Source organism: Staphylococcus sp. EG-SA-17 (assembly GCF_017151845.1).
Classification (GTDB): Bacteria; Bacillota; Bacilli; order Staphylococcales; family Staphylococcaceae; genus Staphylococcus; species Staphylococcus aureus.
This window is the reverse complement of record NZ_JACVZO010000020.1, coordinates 15,808-35,829: the sequence shown is the minus strand read 5'-3', so window position 1 is coordinate 35,829 and position 20,022 is coordinate 15,808. Positions and strand designations below refer to the sequence as shown.

The window sequence follows — 20,022 nt, the reverse complement described above, 5'->3', positions numbered from 1 at the left end:
TAATGCTCTCTTCAAGAAATGCGATAAATAAAACTTGAAGGGGGCATATCTCTTTATTTTGTCTTATTTTGAGTCGTAAACATTACTGTTTACATATGTTACTAGGAGTTGTATAGTTGAATGCGAGGTGAGAATACGATGACACCAGTCTTTGAATTGAAGAATGTCAATTACTACTATGATCATAAAAAAGTGTTAGAAAATATAAACATTAAAATAAATAAAGGTGAATTTTTAGCAATTGTTGGACCAAATGGTGCTGGTAAATCAACATTATTGAAGTTGATTCTAGGATTATTACCTTTACAAAGTGGTGAGATTTTTGTTGAAGGTATTGATTTTAAAAATAAGAAAACATCAATTAAATTAAGCTATGTATCACAAAAAGCAAATGCCTTTAATTCAGGTTTCCCAGCAAGTGTTAAAGAAGTTGTTTTAAGCGGATTAACAAAGACAAAACGTCTTTTCCAAACATTTAATAGCAAAGATAATGAAAAAGTGATTAAAGTACTAGAAAGACTGAATATAAGTGATTTAATTCATAAAAATATAGCAGAATTATCAGGTGGTCAACAACAACGTGTAATGATTGCTCGAGCATTGATTTCAGAACCTGCAGTATTAGTACTTGATGAACCGACGAATGGTATTGATGCAAAACATGTAAGTGAATTTTATAATACTTTAGATCAATTAAAACAAGAAGGTATCACTATTATCTTAGTTACTCATGATATTGGTGTTGTAGCAGATACTGCTACTGAAGTAGCATGTTTAAATAAGCATTTGCATTTCCATGGTACAACTGATGAGTTTAAATCACTTGATGAAGTTGAAATTTCAAAAATTTATGGACATCCTGTACGTTTTGTCGATCATCAGCATAATCGAGAATGTTGTAATTAATAAAGATTTGAGTTTATATAAAATGGAAAGGCGTGTCACAATTGATAGATGCATTATTGAATTTTGATTTTATGAGGTACTCTTTAATTAGTGGTATCTTGATAGGTTTTATTGCGCCTCTAATCGGTGCTTTTATCGTTGTTAGACGACTATCACTTATAGCTGATGCTCTAAGTCATGTAACTTTAGGTGGTATATCCTTCGGTATGTTTTTACTTACTATTATGCCAACACTAGTATTTATTAATCCAATGTGGTTTGGAATCTTATTCGCAATAGTAGGTGCGCTTCTAATTGAAAAATTAAGAACGTCATACACTGCTTACCAAGAAATTGCTATTCCAATTATAATGAGTGCTGGTATCGCCTTGAGTGCAATCTTCATTTCATTAGCTGATGGGTTCAATCAAGAAATTGTTGGATTGCTATTTGGCTCAATAAGCGCAGTGAATATAAGTGATTTAACAACGATTATTGTCATTGCCATCATAGTTGTTCTGTTTATTACATTGTTTTATAAAGAATTATTTATATTGTCATTTGATGAGGAATATAGTAAAGTCATTGGCATTCCTAAATGGATTCAATTTTTATTTATTGTTATTGTAGCGATGGTTATTTCTGCCTCAATGCGTGTTGTAGGGATACTGTTAGTAAGTGCGTTAATCACGTTACCAATTGCAATAAGTATGCGAATAACAAAAAGTTTTAAGCAATTGATATTACTAAGTGTATTTTTAGGTGAATTATCAGTAATATTAGGCTTAGTCCTAGCTTTCTATATGGACATTTCTCCGGGTGGTGTAATTGTAGTTCTACTGGTTATTTTACTTATGATTACAATGGCTTATCAGAAAATGCGAATGAAGTTTAAAAAGGGAGCTAATATCAATGAATACAAATGATGCTATTAAAATTTTAAAAGAGAACGGTTTAAAATATACAGATAAACGTAAAGATATGTTAGATATTTTTGTCGAAGAAGATAAGTATATAAACGCAAAGTATATACAACAAGTTATGGATGAAAATTATCCTGGAATTTCATTCGACACAATATATAGAAACCTGCACTTATTTAAAGATTTAGGGATTATTGAAAATACAGAACTTGATGGTGAAATGAAATTTAGAATCGCTTGTACAAACCATCATCATCATCATTTTATCTGTGAAAAGTGTGGAGATACAAAGGTAATAGATTATTGTCCAATAGATCAGATAAAATTATCACTACCTGGTGTTAATATTCACAAACACAAACTTGAAGTTTATGGTGTATGTGAGTCTTGCCAAGATTAATATAAAGAAATGAGATTTATACACATTAGGTCAGATGTATGCATAAATCTCATTTTTTAAATTATAGAAGATAAAGGTTCATTTCATACTCCGTTCGTATGATTTTATGGCAAATCTGTTAACTTTTTATATACAAAATGTTTAATTATTTTTGATTTGAGTTATATTAAATGAGTAGAGAAAATAATAAGTAGTAGTATTTAAGCAAATTCTTTGTTGAACCAGTCACTGCTTGTTATTATTTACTTACAGACATTTTAGGAGGATGATTATTTATGGCTTTTGAATTACCAAAATTACCATACGCATTTGATGCATTAGAACCACATTTTGACAAAGAAACTATGGAAATTCACCATGACAGACATCATAACACTTATGTTACGAAATTAAATGCTGCAGTAGAAGGTACAGATTTAGAATCTAAATCTATTGAAGAAATTGTTGCTAATTTAGACAGTGTACCAGCTAACATCCAAACTGCTGTACGTAATAATGGCGGTGGACATTTAAACCATTCATTATTCTGGGAGTTACTTTCACCAAACTCAGAAGAAAAAGGTACTGTTGTAGAAAAAATTAAAGAACAATGGGGTTCTTTAGAAGAATTTAAAAAAGAATTTGCTGACAAAGCAGCTGCACGCTTTGGTTCAGGTTGGGCTTGGTTAGTCGTAAACAATGGCCAGTTAGAAATTGTGACTACACCAAACCAAGATAATCCATTAACTGAGGGTAAAACACCTATTTTAGGTTTAGACGTATGGGAACACGCTTATTACCTAAAATATCAAAACAAACGCCCTGACTACATTGGCGCATTTTGGAATGTAGTTAACTGGGAAAAAGTTGACGAATTATATAATGCAACAAAATAAAGTATGATTACTTGTTCGGTCTCTTAAATGAGACCGTTATTTTTTTGTCAAAAAGATAGAAATAATTTCTAAATTCATATATGATTTAAAGTGAAAGACTTTGAATAGAGGTAGGTAGTTTTGTTAAAAAGACTAAAAGAAAAATCAAATGATGAAATCGTTCAAAATACAATTAACAAGAGAATTAACTTTATATTTGGTGTGATTGTATTTATTTTTGCAGTACTAGTACTACGTTTAGGTTATTTACAAATCGCACAAGGCTCACATTATAAACAAATTATAAAAAATGATGAAAACATTACAGTGAATGAGTCTGTGCCAAGAGGTCGTATTTTAGACAGAAATGGGAAAGTTTTAGTTGATAATGCTTCTAAAATGGCTATTACATATACTAGGGGTCGAAAAACAACACAATCGGAAATGTTGGATACGGCTGAAAAGTTATCAAAGCTAATCAAGATGGATACTAAGAAGATTACAGAACGTGATAAAAAAGATTTCTGGATTCAGTTGCATCCTAAAAAAGCAAAAGCAATGATGACAAAAGAACAAGCTATGTTAGCAGATGGAAGTATTAAACAAGATCAATATGATAAACAACTGTTATCGAAAATCGGAAAATCACAATTAGATGAATTGTCTTCTAAAGATTTACAAGTTTTAGCCATTTTTCGAGAGATGAATGCAGGAACAGTTTTAGATCCACAAATGATAAAAAATGAAGATGTCAGTGAAAAAGAGTATGCAGCAGTTTCTCAGCAACTTTCCAAATTACCAGGTGTTAACACGTCTATGGATTGGGATAGAAAATATCCATATGGCGACACATTAAGAGGTATATTCGGAGATGTATCGACACCTGCTGAAGGTATTCCAAAAGAATTGACAGAACATTACTTATCCAAAGGATATTCACGCAATGATCGTGTTGGAAAATCTTACCTAGAATATCAATATGAAGATGTATTGCGTGGTAAGAAGAAAGAAATGAAATACACAACGGACAAATCTGGTAAAGTTACATCTTCAGAAGTGTTAAATCCTGGCGCTCGCGGTCAAGATTTGAAATTAACGATCGATATAGATCTTCAAAAAGAAGTAGAAGCATTATTAGATAAACAAATTAAGAAGCTTCGCAGCCAAGGTGCAAAAGATATGGATAATGCTATGATGGTTGTACAAAATCCTAAAAATGGAGACATTCTTGCGCTTGCCGGAAAGCAGATTAATAAGAGTGGTAAAATGACTGATTATGACATTGGTACGTTTACTTCTCAATTTGCAGTTGGATCTTCTGTAAAAGGTGGAACATTATTAGCTGGTTATCAGAATAAAGCTATCAAAGTTGGAGAAACAATGGTCGATGAACCATTACATTTCCAAGGTGGTTTGACAAAACGATCATACTTTAATAAAAACGGGCATGTATCTATTAATGATAAGCAAGCTTTGATGCATTCATCAAACGTATATATGTTTAAAACAGCATTAAAATTAGCGGGAGACCCTTATTATTCTGGTATGGCTTTACCATCAGACATAAGTTCACCTGCCCAAAAGCTAAGAAGAGGATTGAATCAAGTAGGCTTAGGTGTGAAAACAGGTATAGATTTACCAAATGAAACAAAAGGTCAAATCGAACCATTAACAAATAATCCAGGTAATTATCTAGATTTATCAATTGGTCAATATGATACCTATACACCATTACAATTATCACAATATGTTTCAACTATAGCGAATGATGGTTATAGAATACAACCACACATTGGATTAACGATTCATGAATCAACTAATAAAGATGAGGTTGGTCCACTCAAGAAGAAAATTAATGGCACCGTCTTGAACAAAGTTAATAATACTGAAAATGAAATCAAACAAATTCAAGAAGGGTTCAAAATGGCGTTTAATGATAAAGATGGTACTGGATATGTTAGTTTTAAAGATACAGTAGTGCCTACTGCTGGTAAAACTGGTACCGCTGAAGTGTTCCAAAACGGAGAGCCAAGAGTTAACTCTACTTATATAGGATACGCGCCAATTGATGATCCAAAATTAGCGTTTTCAATTGTATATACAAATCAGCCTGTACCACCACCATGGTTAACAGGTGGAGACTTAGGTAGAGATGTAATTAACTACTACTTTAAGCAGTTAGGTAAAGATGATAAAAATAAAGATAAAGATAAATAAAATTTAACCTGACGATTGTGTAGCGCATGGTTGTAAAATTTTAACTTTGCAAATATTATAGATGTTGGTATAATAATAAAGTCGTATTTAGAAATGATAAGGAGGAATAACCATGCGCGTAAACGTAACTTTAGCTTGTACGGAATGTGGTGACAGAAACTACATTACAACTAAGAACAAAAGAAATAATCCAGAACGTGTTGAAATGAAGAAATTCTGTTCACGTGAAAACAAACAAACTTTACACCGTGAAACAAAATAATCATTAAAATTAAATTTAAATTAACAATAAAAAAGGTGAAATCTCAAAATAAGAGGTTTCACCTTTTTAATTGTGCACACGTATGAAATGATAAAAGATTTTCAATTGAAATAATAAATTTTAGAATTGTCGCATAATTCATCATGACAACATAATGACATGTATTGTTATTAACGATATAATAGAATTGAATAAAGTGGGTGATAATGTGACTAAAAATGAGATTAGAAAATACATTTTACATAAAATGAAGAATTTTAATAAGGCTGAAAAGCGAAAAGCAGACACATGGTTAAGAAATCAATTTTTTGCAACTGAAGAATATAAAGAAGCAAACGCAATTGCGCTAGTTCTTTCTTTTAATCATGAAGTAGATACTTTTTCTATTATTGAACAAGCCTTAATGGATCATAAACGTATTTTTGTACCGAAAATGGATTATTTAAATCATCAAATGACTTTTAAAGAGATATTTAATCTCAAAGATATTGATGTCGATAATAAGGGGGTTTACTATCCAACTTCAAAAGGTGAAACAACGAATAACCTAGATTTAATTGTTGTTCCTGGTGTTGGATTTCAAGACGATGGATATAGAATTGGGTATGGTGGTGGCTATTACGACAGGTTTTTAGCTAATTATCAGACAAAGACAATAAGCTTATTATACGATTTTCAAATAACATCATTTGAACCGGAATCATTCGATCAACCAGTCGATAAATTGATTATATATCAATCAGCATAGTGGAGGACTAAATGAACATAGACAAACAATTTTGGAAAACAATATATTATTGGATTAGGTACTTGAATTTTGATATTGTCAGTAGGGAAAAAGATGACCAAGAAATTTGGTTAGCCCATAAAAGAAAAAAACAAGTAGTCATTTTTAAACAACATATCAAGTCTACCCAAGAAATACGTTTTGACAAAGCGAAAGTGCTTGAACACAAAGATGAAATAGCAAATTTTATTTCTTTCGAACCACAAAGTTTTGAATTTTATTATTTTACAGAATCGGAATTTTCAGAAGAACAATTAAATGAAGTTTCGCCAATTAGAATTAAATTCAATGTTATAAGACACACAAAAGATTTGGTAAAGCATATGCCGAATATATTTTTGGCTAGACTTATTTCAGAAGATAATGATAAAAAGACATATATGTTCTATAAACGCAAAGTATTAACCGATAACTTTTTAGATAAATATATGCAGAAATTTTCACCGGCAACATACACAATAATATTTGTAAATGTCTTAATATGGTTATGTATGATTTTATATTTAAATAATTTTTCGGATGTAAAATTATTAGATGTTGGCGGGTTAGTGCATTTTAATGTCGTACATGGTGAATGGTATCGAATTGTTACATCGATGTTTTTACATTTTAGTTTTGAACATATACTTATGAATATGCTTTCATTATTTATTTTTGGTAAAATAGTCGAAGCAATTATTGGTTCATGGCGGATGTTAACTGTATACTTTATTGCAGGGTTGTTTGGAAACTTTGTATCACTATCATTTAATACGACTACAATTTCAGTTGGGGCTAGTGGTGCTATATTTGGTCTGATTGGATCAATTTTTGCGATGATGTATGTTTCAAAAACATTTAACAAAAAAATGTTAGGGCAGTTATTAATTGCATTAGTGATATTAGTTGGTGTTTCTCTGTTTATGTCAAATATAAATATTGTGGCGCATATTGGAGGATTCATTGGTGGTTTATTAATAACTTTAATTGGCTATTACTATAAAGTGAATCGTAATATTTTTTGGATTTTACTAATTGGTATGCTTGTTATATTTATTGCACTTCAAATTAGAATTTTTACAATTAAAGAAGATAATATTTATAATAAATTGATCAAAGATGATATGACTAGTGGTAATTATGATAATGCTCAAAATATTGTGAAGCAGACAATAAATAAAAATTATGCCGATGATCAAACATATTATTTAAGTGGTATGATTATGGCTACTATCAATTCTAAGTCTGAAGGTATGACAGAATGGGAGCGAGGACTTAGAATGTTTCCTAAATCAGGTTTATTAAATTTTGAGTTAGCGATAGCAAATCGTTCATTAAATGATGATGAAAAAGCATTAAAATATGTGCGTAAAGCATTAAATACAGACCCTAAAAATACAGATTATATTAACTTAGAAAAAGAGTTGACTAAATCAAATGAGTCGAAAAATAAATAACTTTTATGATGTACAACAGTTATTGAAAAGTTACGGTTTTCTAATATATTTTAAAAATCCAGAAGATATGTACGAAATGATTCAACAGGAGATTTCATCATTGTATCAATATGAACTGTTATCTAAGGAAGAATATTTGAAATGTACGTTGATAATTAATCAGAGAAGGAATGAACAGAAATGACAAAAATTATTTTAGCAGCTGATGTAGGCGGGACGACTTGTAAATTAGGTATTTTCACACCTGAATTAGAACAATTACATAAATGGTCTATTCACACTGATACATCTGATAGTACAGGATATACACTTTTGAAAGGAATTTATGATTCGTTTGTTGAAAAAGTAAATGAAAATAATTATAATTTTTCAAATGTACTTGGCGTAGGTATTGGTGTTCCAGGTCCTGTTGACTTTGAAAAAGGTACAGTAAATGGAGCAGTAAACTTATATTGGCCAGAAAAAGTTAATGTACGTGAGATTTTTGAACAATTCGTTGATTGTCCAGTGTATGTAGATAATGATGCTAACATAGCTGCTTTAGGGGAGAAACACAAAGGTGCTGGTGAAGGTGCCGATGATGTTGTTGCCATCACACTTGGTACAGGTCTAGGTGGAGGAATTATTTCAAATGGTGAAATCGTACATGGTCATAATGGCTCTGGCGCAGAAATAGGTCATTTTAGAGCAGACTTCGATCAACGATTTAAATGTAATTGTGGTCGTTCTGGATGTATTGAAACAGTTGCTTCAGCGACAGGCGTTGTTAACTTAGTTAACTTCTACTATCCGAAGTTGACGTTTAGATCTTCTATATTAGAATTGATTAAAGAAAATAAGGTTACAGCAAAAGCTGTTTTTGATGCGGCAAAAGCTGGTGACCAATTCTGTATTTTCATTACTGAAAAGGTTGCAAACTATATTGGATATTTATGTAGTATTATTAGTGTTACAAGTAATCCGAAATATATCGTTTTAGGTGGAGGAATGTCTACTGCAGGACCTATTTTAATTGAAAATATTAAAACAGAATATCATAATTTAACATTTACACCTGCTCAATTTGAAACTGAAATTGTTCAAGCGAAATTAGGTAATGATGCAGGTATTACAGGAGCAGCAGGATTAATCAAGACCTATGTATTAGATAAAGAGGGGGTAAAATAATGGCTATTGTTGATGTGGTTGTTATTCCAGTTGGAACGGAAGGTCCGAGTGTTAGTAAATATATTGCAGATATTCAGAAAAAACTTCAAGAATATAAAGCGATGGGTAAAATTGACTTTCAATTAACACCAATGAATACTCTAATTGAAGGTGAATTAAGCGATGTATTAGAAGTTGTGCAAGTGATACATGAATTACCTTTTGATAAAGGTTTAAGTAGAGTTTGTACAAATATCCGTATTGATGACCGACGAGACAAATCTAGAAAAATGAATGATAAACTAACATCAGTACAAAAACATTTAGAAAATAGTGGTGAAAACCTATGAGGATTTCAAGCTTAACTTTAGGCTTAGTTGATACTAATACGTATTTCATCGAAAATGACAAAGCTGTTATTCTGATTGACCCTTCAGGTGAAAGTGAAAAAATTATTAAAAAATTAAACCAAATAAATAAACCGTTAAAAGCTATTTTATTAACACATGCACACTTTGATCATATCGGAGCAGTCGATGATATAGTTGATCGATTCGATGTCCCGGTTTATATGCATGAAGCAGAGTTTGATTTTCTAAAAGATCCCGTTAAAAATGGGGCAGATAAATTTAAGCAATATGGATTACCAATTATTACAAGTAAGGTAACTCCTGAAAAGTTAAACGAAGGTAGCACAGAAATAGAAGGATTTAAGTTTAATGTGTTACACACACCTGGACATTCACCAGGAAGTTTAACATATGTGTTCGATGAATTCGCAGTTGTTGGAGATACATTATTTAATAATGGAATTGGACGTACAGATTTATATAAAGGTGATTATGAAACTCTAGTTGATTCTATTCTAGATAAAATATTTGAATTAGAAGGCGATTTACCTTTATTCCCTGGACATGGTCCATATACGACGGTTGATGATGAACAATTAAATCCATTTTTACATGGTTAAATTGAAGTAATAAAAACACCTCCTACGTGATTATATGTAGGAGGTGTTTTTTTGAAGATTCTATTTCAAGAAATAATTAATAAAGCGATAGAAATGAAAGCGAGTGATGTACATTTTATTCCAGTTAAAAATGAAGTAAGTATTAAATTTAGAATTAATGATAACTTGGAGCAGTATGAACAAATTGGGAATGGCATTTATCAAAAGTTATTAGTTTATATGAAGTTTCAAGCTGGGCTTGATGTTTCTACACAGCAAGTCGCACAGAGCGGTCGATATAGTTACCATTTCAATAAAATTTATTTTTTGAGAATATCAACATTACCATTGTCACTTGGCCAAGAAAGTTGTGTTATCAGAATTGTACCTCAATTTTTTCAACAACAGAAATCAACTTATAAATTCAATGATTTTAAACACCTCATGAACAAGAAACAAGGATTACTATTGTTTAGTGGACCAACTGGTTCAGGAAAGAGTACATTAATGTATCAAATGGTCTCATACGCGAATAAAGCCTTGAATTTAAATGTAATTTCTATAGAGGATCCTGTAGAGATGCAAATTCCTGGTATTGTTCAAATTAATGTGAATGATAAAGCTGGCATTAACTATGTAAATTCGTTTAAAGCTATTTTAAGATGTGATCCCGATGTTATTTTAATAGGTGAAATCAGAGATAAAGATGTTGCCAAGTGTGTTATACAGGCTAGTTTAAGTGGTCACCTTGTTCTGACTACATTGCATGCAACTGATTGTAAAGGTGCTATTTTAAGGCTATTAGAAATGGGTGTTTCTGTACAAGAATTGATACAGGCAACTAACTTAATTATAAACCAACGACTTGTAACTACTATTAAGCAACAGCGACAATTAGTATGTGAAATTCTATCTCAGCAACAACTCCGATATTTCTTTTCCCATAATCATTCATTACCATCATCATTTAAGAACTTAGAAGATAAACTTGATGATATGACAAAAGCAGGTGTCATTTGTGAAACTACAATGGATAAATACATTTAAACTACATTCTAAGAAGCGACAATTAAGTAAGGCCCAACAAATCGATTTACTTTTAAATTTATGTAATTTGTTGAAATATGGTTTCACTCTGTATCAAAGTTTTCAATTTTTAAATCTTCAAATGACATATAAAAATAAGCAATTAGGCACCACCATTCTAAGTGAAATTTCAAATGGTGCACCATGCAACCAGATATTATCACTGATAGGTTATAGCGATACTATCGTCATGCAAGTATATTTGGCAGAAAGATTTGGCAATATCATAGACGTTCTAGAAGAAACCGTAAATTATATGAAAGTGAATAGAAAGTCAGAACAACGATTGTTAAAGACACTGCAATACCCCTTAATACTAGTTTCGATTTTTATTGCTATGATTATTATATTAAACCTCACAGTAATTCCACAGTTTCAATAATTATATACTTCTATGAATATTCAACTATCTTCTTTTCAAAAAACATTGTCTTTTTTCATTACCAGCTTACCTACTATAATTGTAGTAATGCTCATAATAGTATCTATGTTGGCTATTATTATGAAATTAATTTATAACAAATTAAATATGCTCAATAAGATAAACTTTGTGATGAAACTACCGCTAATATCGGGCTATTTCCAATTATTTAAAACTTATTTTGTAACTAATGAATTAGTGTTATTTTATAAAAATGGTATTACACTTCAATCAATAGTAGACGTTTATATTAACCATAGTAGTGATCCATTTAGACAGTTTCTAGGTAAATACTTATTAACTTATTCAGAAATGGGATATGGTTTACCTCAAATTTTAGAAAAACTAAAATGCTTTAAGCCTCAATTAATTAAGTTTGTGCTACAAGGTGAAAAGAGAGGAAAGCTAGAAGTAGAACTAAAGTTATATTCGCAAATATTAGTAAAACAAATAGAAGATAAAGCGATAAAACAGACTCAGTTTTTACAGCCTATTTTATTTTTGATTTTAGGTTTATTTATTGTCGCAATTTATTTGGTAATTATGTTACCAATGTTTCAAATGATGCAAAGTATAAAATAATGGAGGTTAATATATGTTTAAATTTCTTAAGAAAACTCAAGCGTTTACATTGATAGAGATGCTATTAGTGTTATTAATCATCAGTTTATTATTAATTTTAATCATTCCAAATATTGCTAAACAAACTGCTCACATACAATCAACAGGTTGTAATGCACAGGTAAAAATGGTTAATAGTCAAATTGAAGCGTATGCATTGAAACATAATAGAAATCCATCGTCTATTGAAGACTTAATTGCAGATGGTTTTATAAAAGAAGCACAAAAGACATGTAAATCAGGAGAGACAATCACAATTAGTAATGGAGAAGCAGTTGCAAATTAGAAAGCAGTCAGCATTTACTATGATTGAGATACTTGTGGTAATGATGTTAATCAGTATATTTTTACTTTTGACAATGACATCTAAAGGATTAAGCAATCTTAGAGTAATAGATGACGAGGCAAATATCATTTCTCTTATTACTGAATTGAATTATATTAAATCGCAAGCTATAGCAAATCAAGGATATATCAATGTTAGATTTTATGAAAACAGTGACACTATTAAAGTAATAGAGAATAATAAAATACGATTTCTAAAATTAAAAGTAGGCAAAATAATTAATGTTGCAAAAGTTGATATTATTGCCTTTGATAAAAAAGGGAATATCAATAAATTTGGTAGCATAACAATTGACAATAACAATTCAATTTATAGAATAATATTCCATATTGAAAAAGGAAGAATTCGTTATGAAAAGCTATAAGTGTAAAGGATCATTCTTAATAGATAGTATGGCTGGATTTTTGCTAATTGGATTGATTACATTACTATTGATACCAATGATGAATCAAATGCAAGCGAGTATAAACCATAAACTACAAACAATTGATGCTTCTAAAGTAATTTTGACGACTGTATCTAAAATTAATAAAGAAGAACTTAAGAAGGGGGTAACTATAGGGAAATATGATATTAAGCAAAGTGACCAACAAATTTGTGCTATTTCAAAAAATACCACTTCTTATCAAAAGACATGTATACAGTATTAATGTCAAAGCTTTTTCGCTTATTGAAATGTTAGTAGCGATGATGGTTATAAGTATAACTTTACTAATTGTTCCAGACTTAATTAGACTTAGCAAAACTTTTCTAATTGAAAGTAGGGAATTAACAACTGTAGATTTCGAATTTTTCTCAAGAGATATTCTAGAGGATTTTAGAGGTGTAGATAGAAACGATATTGAAATTAGGCAACAGCGTATCATTTTACATAAAGGTGAAGAAATGATCGAATACAAATTAATAAATAATAAAATTATTAAAGTTGTAAATGACAGAGGAAATATAACAATGATTAATAATGTTACAGCATTTACTGCAAATATCTACTATAAATCTATTATTAAAATAACGATAACAGTTAAAGTCGGTACAAATGTGCAGACTAAAACTATTTATGTATAACTTACTAGAATTTAAATGAGTACTATTAAAAAGGATGTGAAATAATTTATTAATTTTGATTTATATAAAGAAAAAGGATATGTTACGCCGTTCTTATTGATGCTAACAGCAATTTATTTTTCCATTTTCACTTTTTATATCAGTCAATATAGTTTAAAATTAAAGACATTATATAATATTGAAACTGACTATAACTATAAGATTGTTTTGTTATTGAAAGAAGGGAAAACGCATGAATCATGATAAATCACCAATAATTTTAATTGGTTTCATGGGTACCGGTAAATCTACGATTGGTAAATACGTTGCAGATGAGCAAAATTTATCATTTATTGATATAGATTCATATATCGAAGAAAAGTATAAGTTAACAATACCAGAAATATTTAGTAAACATGGTGAACAATATTTCAGGAATTTAGAGTTCACATGTTTGCAAGAATGTATTAACACTGCAGATATAATTGCTACTGGTGGTGGTATTATTGAAAGTGAAGAGGCATTTAATTTTTTGAAAAATCAAAAAAACATTATTTGGTTAGATTGTAATATTGATATTATATATAGTCGAATCAATGATGACCCACATCGACCTAATGCAAATAATAAGACAATCATGCAGTTAAATGACTTGTATTGCTCGCGGATTTTAAGATATAATGAAATCGCATTCAAGAAATTTGATAGTCATTTGCTATCAATTTCAGAAATATATTATGAATTGCTAAATTTAATAAAAGCGAGTGATCAGTATTAGAGAGAATAGAGCGTTAAGACTCTATCGCCGAAGGTGCAAGTAATTTATTACGAAACTCTCAGGCAAAAGGATAATACTGTAACGCGTTCCTGAATTGGTGATTTATAAACAGGGTAGCGATTGCTATCCTGTTTTTATAATTTTAAGGGGGTATTTCAATGTCAAGTGATTTAAAACAAACACCTTTATATCAAAATTATGTTGATAGAGGTGCAAAAATTGTGGAATTCGGAGGATGGGCGATGCCTGTTCAATTTTCTAGTATTAAAGAGGAACATAATGCTGTTCGATACGAAATAGGCCTGTTTGATGTTAGTCATATGGGTGAAATTGAAGTAACAGGTAAAGATGCTAGTCAGTTTGTGCAATATTTATTATCAAATGATACTGATAATTTAACTACTTCAAAAGCATTATATACTGCTTTATGTAATGAAGAAGGCGGTATTATTGATGATTTAGTAATATATCAATTAGCTGACGACAATTATTTATTAGTTGTTAATGCTGCTAATACTGAAAAAGATTTTAATTGGATTTTAAAACACAAAGAGAAATTTGATGTTGAAGTACAAAATGTATCAAACCAATATGGTCAATTAGCAATACAAGGACCAAAAGCTAGAGATTTAATTAATCAATTAGTTGATGAAGATGTAACTGAAATGAAAATGTTTGAATTTAAACAGGGTGTCAAATTATTTGGAGCAAACGTCATTTTATCTCAGTCAGGTTACACAGGTGAAGATGGGTTTGAAATTTATTGTAATATCGATGATACTGAAAAAATTTGGGATGGTTTATTAGAGTATAATGTTATGCCATGTGGATTAGGCGCTCGTGATACATTAAGATTAGAGGCTGGATTGCCATTACATGGTCAAGATTTAACTGAATCAATTACACCATATGAAGGTGGTATCGCTTTTGCAAGTAAACCATTAATTGATGCTGATTTTATTGGTAAATCTGTATTAAAAGATCAAAAAGAAAATGGTGCACCAAGAAGAACAGTGGGATTAGAATTACTTGAAAAAGGAATTGCAAGAACTGGTTATGAAGTTATGGATTTAGATGGAAATATTATTGGAGAAGTAACTTCAGGAACACAGTCTCCATCATCAGGAAAATCAATTGCACTTGCAATGATAAAAAGAGATGAGTTTGAAATGGGTAAAGAGTTGCTTGTTCAAGTTCGTAAGCGTCAATTAAAAGCGAAAATTGTTAAGAAAAATCAAATTGATAAATAATTAAAAAGGGGTGTGCATTGTGAGTCATCGTTATATACCTTTAACTGAAAAAGACAAGCAAGAAATGTTACAAACAATTGGTGCAAAATCTATAGGAGAATTATTCGGTGATGTACCAAGTGACATTTTATTAAATAGAGATTTAAATATTGCTGAAGGCGAAGCGGAAACAACGTTACTTAGAAGATTAAATCGCATTGCAAGCAAGAATATCACTAAAGAAACGCATACATCATTTTTGGGTGCTGGTGTTTATGATCATTACGCGCCATCAGTTGTGGATGCTATGATTTCAAGATCAGAATTTTACACAGCATATACGCCATATCAACCGGAAATTTCTCAAGGTGAATTACAAGCCATTTTTGAGTTCCAAACTTTAATTTGTGAATTAACAGATATGGATGTAGCAAATTCTTCTATGTATGATGGGATGACTAGCTTTGCTGAAGCATGTATTTTAGCATTTAGTCAAACAAAGAAAAATAAAATTGTAGTCTCAAAAGGTTTACATTATCAAGCATTACAAGTACTTCATACTTATGCTAAGACACGCAAGGAATTCGAAGTAGTGGAAATCGATTTAGATGGCACTGTTACAGATTTAAAAAAATTAGAAGCAGCAGTGGATGATGAAACAGCAGCTGTTGCAGTACAATATCCAAACTTCTACGGTTCAATTGAAGATCTTGAAAAGATTCATAGCTTTATTGAAGATAAAAAAGCATTATTTATCGTATATGCAAATCCATTAGCATTGGGATTACTTACACCTCCAGGTTCATTTGGTGCAGATATTGTTGTAGGTGATACTCAGCCATTCGGAATTCCTGCTCAATTCGGTGGGCCACATTGTGGGTATTTTGCAACGACGAAAAAGTTAATGCGTAAAGTGCCAGGTAGATTAGTCGGTCAAACACAAGATGATGAAGGTAATCGTGGCTTTGTATTAACACTACAAGCACGTGAACAACATATTCGACGCGATAAAGCGACATCTAATATTTGTTCTAACCAAGCATTAAATGCTCTAGCGTCATCAATTGCAATGTCAGCACTTGGTAGACAAGGTATCTATGATATTGCAGTTCAAAATATAGAACATGCTAACTATGCTAAACAACAATTTATTAAAAAAGGTTTTGAAGTATTAGATGGTACATCTTTCAATGAGTTTGTAGTCAAATTTGACAAACCAATTCAACAAGTTAACGAGGAATTAGTGAAGTACAATATTATCGGTGGTTTTGATTTAGGTGTTGTTTCAGACGACTTTAAAAATCATATGTTAATAGCTGTAACTGAATTAAGAACAAAAGATGAAATCGATACATTTGTAGAAAAGGCTGGTGAGTTAAATGACTAGTAAATCAAGTCCATTAATTTTTGAAAGATCTCGTGAAGGCAGATATGCATATTCATTACCAAAAAGTGATATTAAAACAAATTCTGTTGAGTCATTGTTAGATGATAAATTTATTCGTAAAAACAAAGCGGAGTTTCCAGAAGTTGCTGAACTAGACTTAGTACGTCATTATACTGAACTTTCAAATAAAAATTTCGGTGTAGATAACGGATTTTATCCATTGGGTTCATGTACGATGAAGTATAACCCTAAAATTAATGAAAAGGTTGCTAGAATACCAGGATTCAGTGAATCACATCCATTACAAGATGAAGACCAAGTACAAGGTTCATTAGAAATTATTTATAGTTTGCAAGAAGAATTAAAAGAAATTACTGGTATGGATGAGGTAACATTACAACCAGCTGCTGGTGCACATGGTGAATGGACTGCATTGATGATATTTAAAGCTTATCATGAGAATAATGGTGAAGGTCATCGTGATGAAGTCATTGTGCCAGATTCTGCGCATGGTACGAATCCAGCCTCAGCTTCATTTGCAGGATTTAAATCAGTTACTGTAAAATCAAACGAACGTGGCGAAGTTGATATTGATGACTTGAAACGTGTTGTAAATGAAAATACAGCAGCTATTATGTTAACTAATCCAAACACTTTAGGTATTTTCGAAAAAAATATTATGGAAATCCGTGAAATCGTCCATAATGCTGGTGGTCTATTATATTATGATGGTGCGAATTTAAACGCTATTATGGACAAAGTTCGCCCAGGAGATATGGGATTTGATGCTGTTCATTTAAACTTGCATAAAACATTTACTGGTCCACATGGTGGTGGCGGTCCTGGTTCAGGTCCAGTCGGTGTAGTAAAAGAACTAGCAAGTTACTTACCAAAGCCAATGGTTATTAAAGATGGCAACAAATTTAAATATGATAATGACATTAAAAATTCTATCGGACGTGTAAAACCATTTTATGGTAACTTTGGTATTTACTTAAGAGCTTATACGTATATTAGAACTATGGGAGCAACTGGACTTAAAGAGGTTTCTGAAGCAGCGGTTCTTAATGCGAATTATATTAAAGCACGTTTATCTGAACACTTTGAAATACCTTATAAACAATATTGTAAACACGAGTTTGTGTTAAGTGGTGTGCGTCAAAAAGAATTTGGTGTACGTACTTTAGACATGGCTAAGCGATTATTAGATTTCGGTGTACATCCACCAACAATCTACTTCCCATTAAATGTTGAAGAAGGTATGATGATTGAACCGACTGAGACAGAGTCTAAAGAAACACTTGATTATTTTATCGATACATTAATTAGTATTGCTGAAGAAGCTAAAAATGATCCTGATAAAGTGTTAGAAGCACCACATACAACTGTGATTGATCGATTAGACGAAGCTACAGCTGCTCGTAAACCAATATTAAAATTTGAAAATCTTAAACAGGAAAAATAAAGTATTAAACACATATTCCGAGAATTATTATTCTAACTTTGTATGAAGATTTAAGGATAATGGTTTCAAAATCAATTGAAAAAGACAATTTCTATTTGAACAAGAAAACTAAACCGAAGTAATAACTCTTAGGGTTTGGTATTATTCTTTCATAGAAATTGTCTTTTCATTTTTTAGATTGCGGTAATTGAATCGTATTGAAAATGAGCTGAACTTTCTTTATTATGCTGAAACTAAGTTTAATGATCAGTGAAGCTAGAGAAATATAGTAACAGACTTTGTTAAAAAATTAAAATCTGAGTATTGTTATTGATGATCAATTAACACTCAGATTTTATTAAATCGTATATTAAATTTACAAAAACTATTTTTTAGACTTTATTTTTCCAGTCCATTTTTTATAGCCGCCTTTTAACATATAGATATCTGTATATCCATTCTTTTTCAAAATACGAGCGGCTCTATAGCTAGCAATCCCATTGGCATCACATAAGTATACCGGTTGGTCTTTTCTTAATCCTTGGAATCGTTGCCTGAACATTGTCATAGGAATATTGCGAGACCCATTAATGTGACCGTAGTCATAGTCAACTTTCTCTCTAACATCGATGACTTGAGCTTTTCTAATCCCATTATGGAATTCATTTTGATCTAATTCTTTAACAGCTCGCTTGTTAAGAATTTGTTGAACAATCATATAAGCAATAATTGCTATAACTAAAATTATTGCGATGTACAAACTAGCACTCATCTTGCATCCTCCCTAATTAAACGATAATATAATTATAAGACTGTTAGGTCAAATTATCAAAATATTTCACTAAAGAATTGCAATTATTATTCATTTAGTTAAATTGATTAATTAGCGAATCAAATATTATACATTTTGCTGATAGGAGTTCTTGAATATGACTGAAACTTGGAATTTTATTAATACAGGAAGTAAAGACCCATATTATAATATGGCAATGGATGAAGCGTTATTAAATTTTGTCTCTAGAGGTGAAATTGATCCAGTTATACGTTTTTACACATGGAATCCTGCAACATTATCAATAGGGTATTTCCAAAGGTTACAAAAGGAAATTGATATAGATAAGGTTAAAGAGAAAGGTTTTGGTCTCGTAAGGCGTCAAACTGGTGGCCGTGGGGTGCTACATGATAAAGAGTTAACTTACAGTGTGATTGTGCCTGAATCGCATCCGAATATGCCTTCTACAGTTACAGAAGCGTACAGAGTGATTTCACAAGGATTATTAGAAGGATTTAAAAACTTAGGATTTGATACTTATTTTGCGGTACCTAAAACGCCTGAAGAGCGTCAAAAATTAAAACAACCTCGAAGTTCAGTGTGTTTTGATGCACCAAGTTGGTATGAGCTAGTTGTTGAAGGCCGTAAGATTGCTGGGAGTGCTCAAACGAGACAAAAGGGCGTAATCCTCCAACACGGTTCGATTTTACAAGATATTGATATTGATGAACTGTTTGATATGTTTATTTATAAAAATGAAAGATTAAAATTAAAAATGAAAGAGGCATTCGTTGAAAAAGCAGTTGCCATCAATGATATTTCAGATAAACACATTACTATTAGTCAAATGGAAGAAGCTTTCGAGAAAGGTTTTAAGAAAGGTTTAAATATAGAATTAAAGCCACTTGAATTAACAGAAGCTCAATTGGCAGAAGTGGAAGAATTAACTGAAAAATATCGTTCAGATGAATGGATGTTTAGAAAGTAGTTTTTAGAATGAAAAATGGAAGCACGTAGACTATTTTACCTACAAGT

24 protein-coding genes, 1 pseudogene and 1 riboswitch are annotated in these 20,022 nt (G+C 31.0%); of the genes and pseudogenes, 24 read left to right on the top strand and 1 reads right to left on the bottom strand.

The window, feature by feature from the left end; genetic code table 11:
• Positions 1-120 precede the first annotated feature (120 nt).
• The 23 genes and pseudogenes from IDG65_RS09760 (at position 121) to gcvPB (ending at position 18,236) form a co-directional block, all read left to right on the top strand.
• Entirely contained in the window at positions 121-906 is a 786-nt protein-coding gene (locus IDG65_RS09760; protein ID WP_001213908.1) for a metal ABC transporter ATP-binding protein, read from the top strand.
• A 41-nt stretch (positions 907-947) separates the two neighbouring features.
• Positions 948-1,811 (top strand): metal ABC transporter permease, encoded by an 864-nt coding sequence (locus tag IDG65_RS09755; protein WP_000564316.1) that lies wholly within the window; start codon positions 948-950, stop codon positions 1,809-1,811.
• Positions 1,798-2,208 (top strand): Fur family transcriptional regulator, encoded by a 411-nt coding sequence (locus IDG65_RS09750; protein WP_001095260.1) that lies wholly within the window; start codon positions 1,798-1,800, stop codon positions 2,206-2,208. Before IDG65_RS09755 ends, IDG65_RS09750 begins: the two co-directional genes overlap by 14 nt.
• Positions 2,209-2,483: 275 nt before the next feature.
• Positions 2,484-3,083: a superoxide dismutase gene (locus tag IDG65_RS09745; RefSeq protein ID WP_000863556.1), complete on the top strand. Its 600-nt coding sequence runs from the start codon at positions 2,484-2,486 to the stop codon at positions 3,081-3,083.
• 120 nt (positions 3,084-3,203) lie between these two features.
• Positions 3,204-5,279, top strand: a complete 2,076-nt coding sequence (locus IDG65_RS09740) for a peptidoglycan D,D-transpeptidase FtsI family protein (protein ID WP_000919768.1) — start codon at positions 3,204-3,206, stop codon at positions 5,277-5,279.
• Between the two features lie 112 nt (positions 5,280-5,391).
• Positions 5,392-5,541 (top strand): 50S ribosomal protein L33, encoded by a 150-nt coding sequence (rpmG, locus tag IDG65_RS09735; RefSeq protein WP_001265709.1) that lies wholly within the window; start codon positions 5,392-5,394, stop codon positions 5,539-5,541.
• Positions 5,542-5,749: 208 nt separating this feature from the next.
• Positions 5,750-6,289 (top strand): 5-formyltetrahydrofolate cyclo-ligase, encoded by a 540-nt coding sequence (locus IDG65_RS09730; RefSeq protein WP_000164551.1) that lies wholly within the window; start codon positions 5,750-5,752, stop codon positions 6,287-6,289.
• An 11-nt stretch (positions 6,290-6,300) separates the two neighbouring features.
• Positions 6,301-7,764, top strand: coding sequence for a rhomboid family protein (locus IDG65_RS09725; protein WP_001017872.1), 1,464 nt, complete (start codon positions 6,301-6,303; stop codon positions 7,762-7,764).
• Positions 7,745-7,948: a YqgQ family protein gene (locus IDG65_RS09720; protein WP_000087561.1), complete on the top strand. Its 204-nt coding sequence runs from the start codon at positions 7,745-7,747 to the stop codon at positions 7,946-7,948. Before IDG65_RS09725 ends, IDG65_RS09720 begins: the two co-directional genes overlap by 20 nt.
• On the top strand, positions 7,945-8,931 hold the full coding sequence (locus IDG65_RS09715; protein WP_000161315.1) for an ROK family glucokinase: 987 nt from the start codon (positions 7,945-7,947) through the stop codon (positions 8,929-8,931). The genes IDG65_RS09720 and IDG65_RS09715 overlap by 4 nt, the downstream gene beginning before the upstream one ends.
• Positions 8,931-9,260, top strand: a complete 330-nt coding sequence (locus IDG65_RS09710; protein ID WP_001018871.1) for an MTH1187 family thiamine-binding protein — start codon at positions 8,931-8,933, stop codon at positions 9,258-9,260. Before IDG65_RS09715 ends, IDG65_RS09710 begins: the two co-directional genes overlap by 1 nt.
• Positions 9,257-9,880 carry an MBL fold metallo-hydrolase gene (locus tag IDG65_RS09705; protein ID WP_001223006.1) on the top strand — a complete coding sequence of 208 codons (624 nt, stop codon included), beginning with the start codon at positions 9,257-9,259 and terminating at the stop codon, positions 9,878-9,880. Before IDG65_RS09710 ends, IDG65_RS09705 begins: the two co-directional genes overlap by 4 nt.
• 51 nt (positions 9,881-9,931) lie before the next feature.
• Positions 9,932-10,906, top strand: a complete 975-nt coding sequence (comGA, locus tag IDG65_RS09700; protein ID WP_000697215.1) for a competence type IV pilus ATPase ComGA — start codon at positions 9,932-9,934, stop codon at positions 10,904-10,906.
• A pseudogene (comGB, locus tag IDG65_RS09695) lies at positions 10,878-11,948 on the top strand (competence type IV pilus assembly protein ComGB). The gene comGA and the pseudogene comGB overlap by 29 nt, the downstream one beginning before the upstream one ends.
• Positions 11,949-11,961: 13 nt before the next feature.
• Positions 11,962-12,273, top strand: a complete 312-nt coding sequence (comGC, locus tag IDG65_RS09690) for a competence type IV pilus major pilin ComGC (protein ID WP_000472256.1) — start codon at positions 11,962-11,964, stop codon at positions 12,271-12,273.
• Entirely contained in the window at positions 12,251-12,697 is a 447-nt protein-coding gene (comGD, locus tag IDG65_RS09685; RefSeq protein ID WP_075583651.1) for a competence type IV pilus minor pilin ComGD, read from the top strand. The genes comGC and comGD overlap by 23 nt, the downstream gene beginning before the upstream one ends.
• Positions 12,684-12,983 carry a hypothetical protein gene (locus IDG65_RS09680; protein ID WP_000844413.1) on the top strand — a complete coding sequence of 100 codons (300 nt, stop codon included), beginning with the start codon at positions 12,684-12,686 and terminating at the stop codon, positions 12,981-12,983. The genes comGD and IDG65_RS09680 overlap by 14 nt, the downstream gene beginning before the upstream one ends.
• The gene (locus IDG65_RS09675; RefSeq protein ID WP_029697681.1) at positions 12,901-13,398 is read left to right on the top strand and encodes a competence type IV pilus minor pilin ComGF; all 498 of its coding nucleotides are present in this window, start codon (positions 12,901-12,903) and stop codon (positions 13,396-13,398) included. The genes IDG65_RS09680 and IDG65_RS09675 overlap by 83 nt, the downstream gene beginning before the upstream one ends.
• 96 nt (positions 13,399-13,494) lie before the next feature.
• Positions 13,495-13,641 (top strand): hypothetical protein, encoded by a 147-nt coding sequence (locus IDG65_RS09670; protein WP_001789879.1) that lies wholly within the window; start codon positions 13,495-13,497, stop codon positions 13,639-13,641.
• Positions 13,631-14,155 carry a shikimate kinase gene (locus tag IDG65_RS09665; protein ID WP_001015122.1) on the top strand — a complete coding sequence of 175 codons (525 nt, stop codon included), beginning with the start codon at positions 13,631-13,633 and terminating at the stop codon, positions 14,153-14,155. Before IDG65_RS09670 ends, IDG65_RS09665 begins: the two co-directional genes overlap by 11 nt.
• Positions 14,142-14,239: riboswitch (glycine riboswitch) on the top strand. Its footprint overlaps the gene before it by 14 nt.
• A gap of 74 nt (positions 14,240-14,313) precedes the next feature.
• Entirely contained in the window at positions 14,314-15,405 is a 1,092-nt protein-coding gene (gcvT, locus tag IDG65_RS09660; RefSeq protein ID WP_000093355.1) for a glycine cleavage system aminomethyltransferase GcvT, read from the top strand.
• Between the two features lie 19 nt (positions 15,406-15,424).
• Complete coding sequence (gene gcvPA, locus IDG65_RS09655) at positions 15,425-16,771, top strand: aminomethyl-transferring glycine dehydrogenase subunit GcvPA (RefSeq protein WP_000019688.1); 1,347 nt, start codon at positions 15,425-15,427, stop codon at positions 16,769-16,771.
• A complete protein-coding gene (gcvPB, locus tag IDG65_RS09650; RefSeq protein WP_000202191.1) occupies positions 16,764-18,236 on the top strand; it encodes an aminomethyl-transferring glycine dehydrogenase subunit GcvPB in 1,473 nt (490 codons plus the stop codon). Before gcvPA ends, gcvPB begins: the two co-directional genes overlap by 8 nt.
• A 364-nt stretch (positions 18,237-18,600) precedes the next feature.
• Here the strand turns inward: gcvPB and IDG65_RS09645 are convergent, their stop codons facing one another.
• Entirely contained in the window at positions 18,601-18,987 is a 387-nt protein-coding gene (locus IDG65_RS09645) for a rhodanese-like domain-containing protein (RefSeq protein ID WP_001276571.1), read from the bottom strand.
• A gap of 157 nt (positions 18,988-19,144) precedes the next feature.
• Between IDG65_RS09645 and IDG65_RS09640 the strand changes: the two genes are divergently transcribed.
• The gene (locus IDG65_RS09640; RefSeq protein WP_000141112.1) at positions 19,145-19,975 is read left to right on the top strand and encodes a lipoate--protein ligase family protein; all 831 of its coding nucleotides are present in this window, start codon (positions 19,145-19,147) and stop codon (positions 19,973-19,975) included.
• Positions 19,976-20,022: the final 47 nt, after the last annotated feature.

Coding starts and splice junctions, on each gene's coding strand:
- IDG65_RS09760 (WP_001213908.1), top strand. CDS start 121: ATGCGAGGTGAGAATACGATGACACCAGTCTTTGAATTGAAGAATGTC.
- IDG65_RS09750 (WP_001095260.1), top strand. CDS start 1,798: ATGAATACAAATGATGCTATTAAAATTTTAAAAGAGAACGGTTTAAAA.
- IDG65_RS09745 (WP_000863556.1), top strand. CDS start 2,484: ATGGCTTTTGAATTACCAAAATTACCATACGCATTTGATGCATTAGAA.
- rpmG (WP_001265709.1), top strand. CDS start 5,392: ATGCGCGTAAACGTAACTTTAGCTTGTACGGAATGTGGTGACAGAAAC.
- IDG65_RS09725 (WP_001017872.1), top strand. CDS start 6,301: ATGAACATAGACAAACAATTTTGGAAAACAATATATTATTGGATTAGG.
- IDG65_RS09720 (WP_000087561.1), top strand. CDS start 7,745: ATGAGTCGAAAAATAAATAACTTTTATGATGTACAACAGTTATTGAAA.
- IDG65_RS09715 (WP_000161315.1), top strand. CDS start 7,945: ATGACAAAAATTATTTTAGCAGCTGATGTAGGCGGGACGACTTGTAAA.
- IDG65_RS09710 (WP_001018871.1), top strand. CDS start 8,931: ATGGCTATTGTTGATGTGGTTGTTATTCCAGTTGGAACGGAAGGTCCG.
- IDG65_RS09705 (WP_001223006.1), top strand. CDS start 9,257: ATGAGGATTTCAAGCTTAACTTTAGGCTTAGTTGATACTAATACGTAT.
- comGC (WP_000472256.1), top strand. CDS start 11,962: ATGTTTAAATTTCTTAAGAAAACTCAAGCGTTTACATTGATAGAGATG.
- comGD (WP_075583651.1), top strand. CDS start 12,251: ATGGAGAAGCAGTTGCAAATTAGAAAGCAGTCAGCATTTACTATGATT.
- IDG65_RS09680 (WP_000844413.1), top strand. CDS start 12,684: ATGAAAAGCTATAAGTGTAAAGGATCATTCTTAATAGATAGTATGGCT.
- IDG65_RS09675 (WP_029697681.1), top strand. CDS start 12,901: ATGATATTAAGCAAAGTGACCAACAAATTTGTGCTATTTCAAAAAATA.
- IDG65_RS09665 (WP_001015122.1), top strand. CDS start 13,631: ATGAATCATGATAAATCACCAATAATTTTAATTGGTTTCATGGGTACC.
- gcvT (WP_000093355.1), top strand. CDS start 14,314: ATGTCAAGTGATTTAAAACAAACACCTTTATATCAAAATTATGTTGAT.
- gcvPB (WP_000202191.1), top strand. CDS start 16,764: ATGACTAGTAAATCAAGTCCATTAATTTTTGAAAGATCTCGTGAAGGC.
- IDG65_RS09645 (WP_001276571.1), bottom strand. CDS start 18,987: ATGAGTGCTAGTTTGTACATCGCAATAATTTTAGTTATAGCAATTATT.
- IDG65_RS09640 (WP_000141112.1), top strand. CDS start 19,145: ATGACTGAAACTTGGAATTTTATTAATACAGGAAGTAAAGACCCATAT.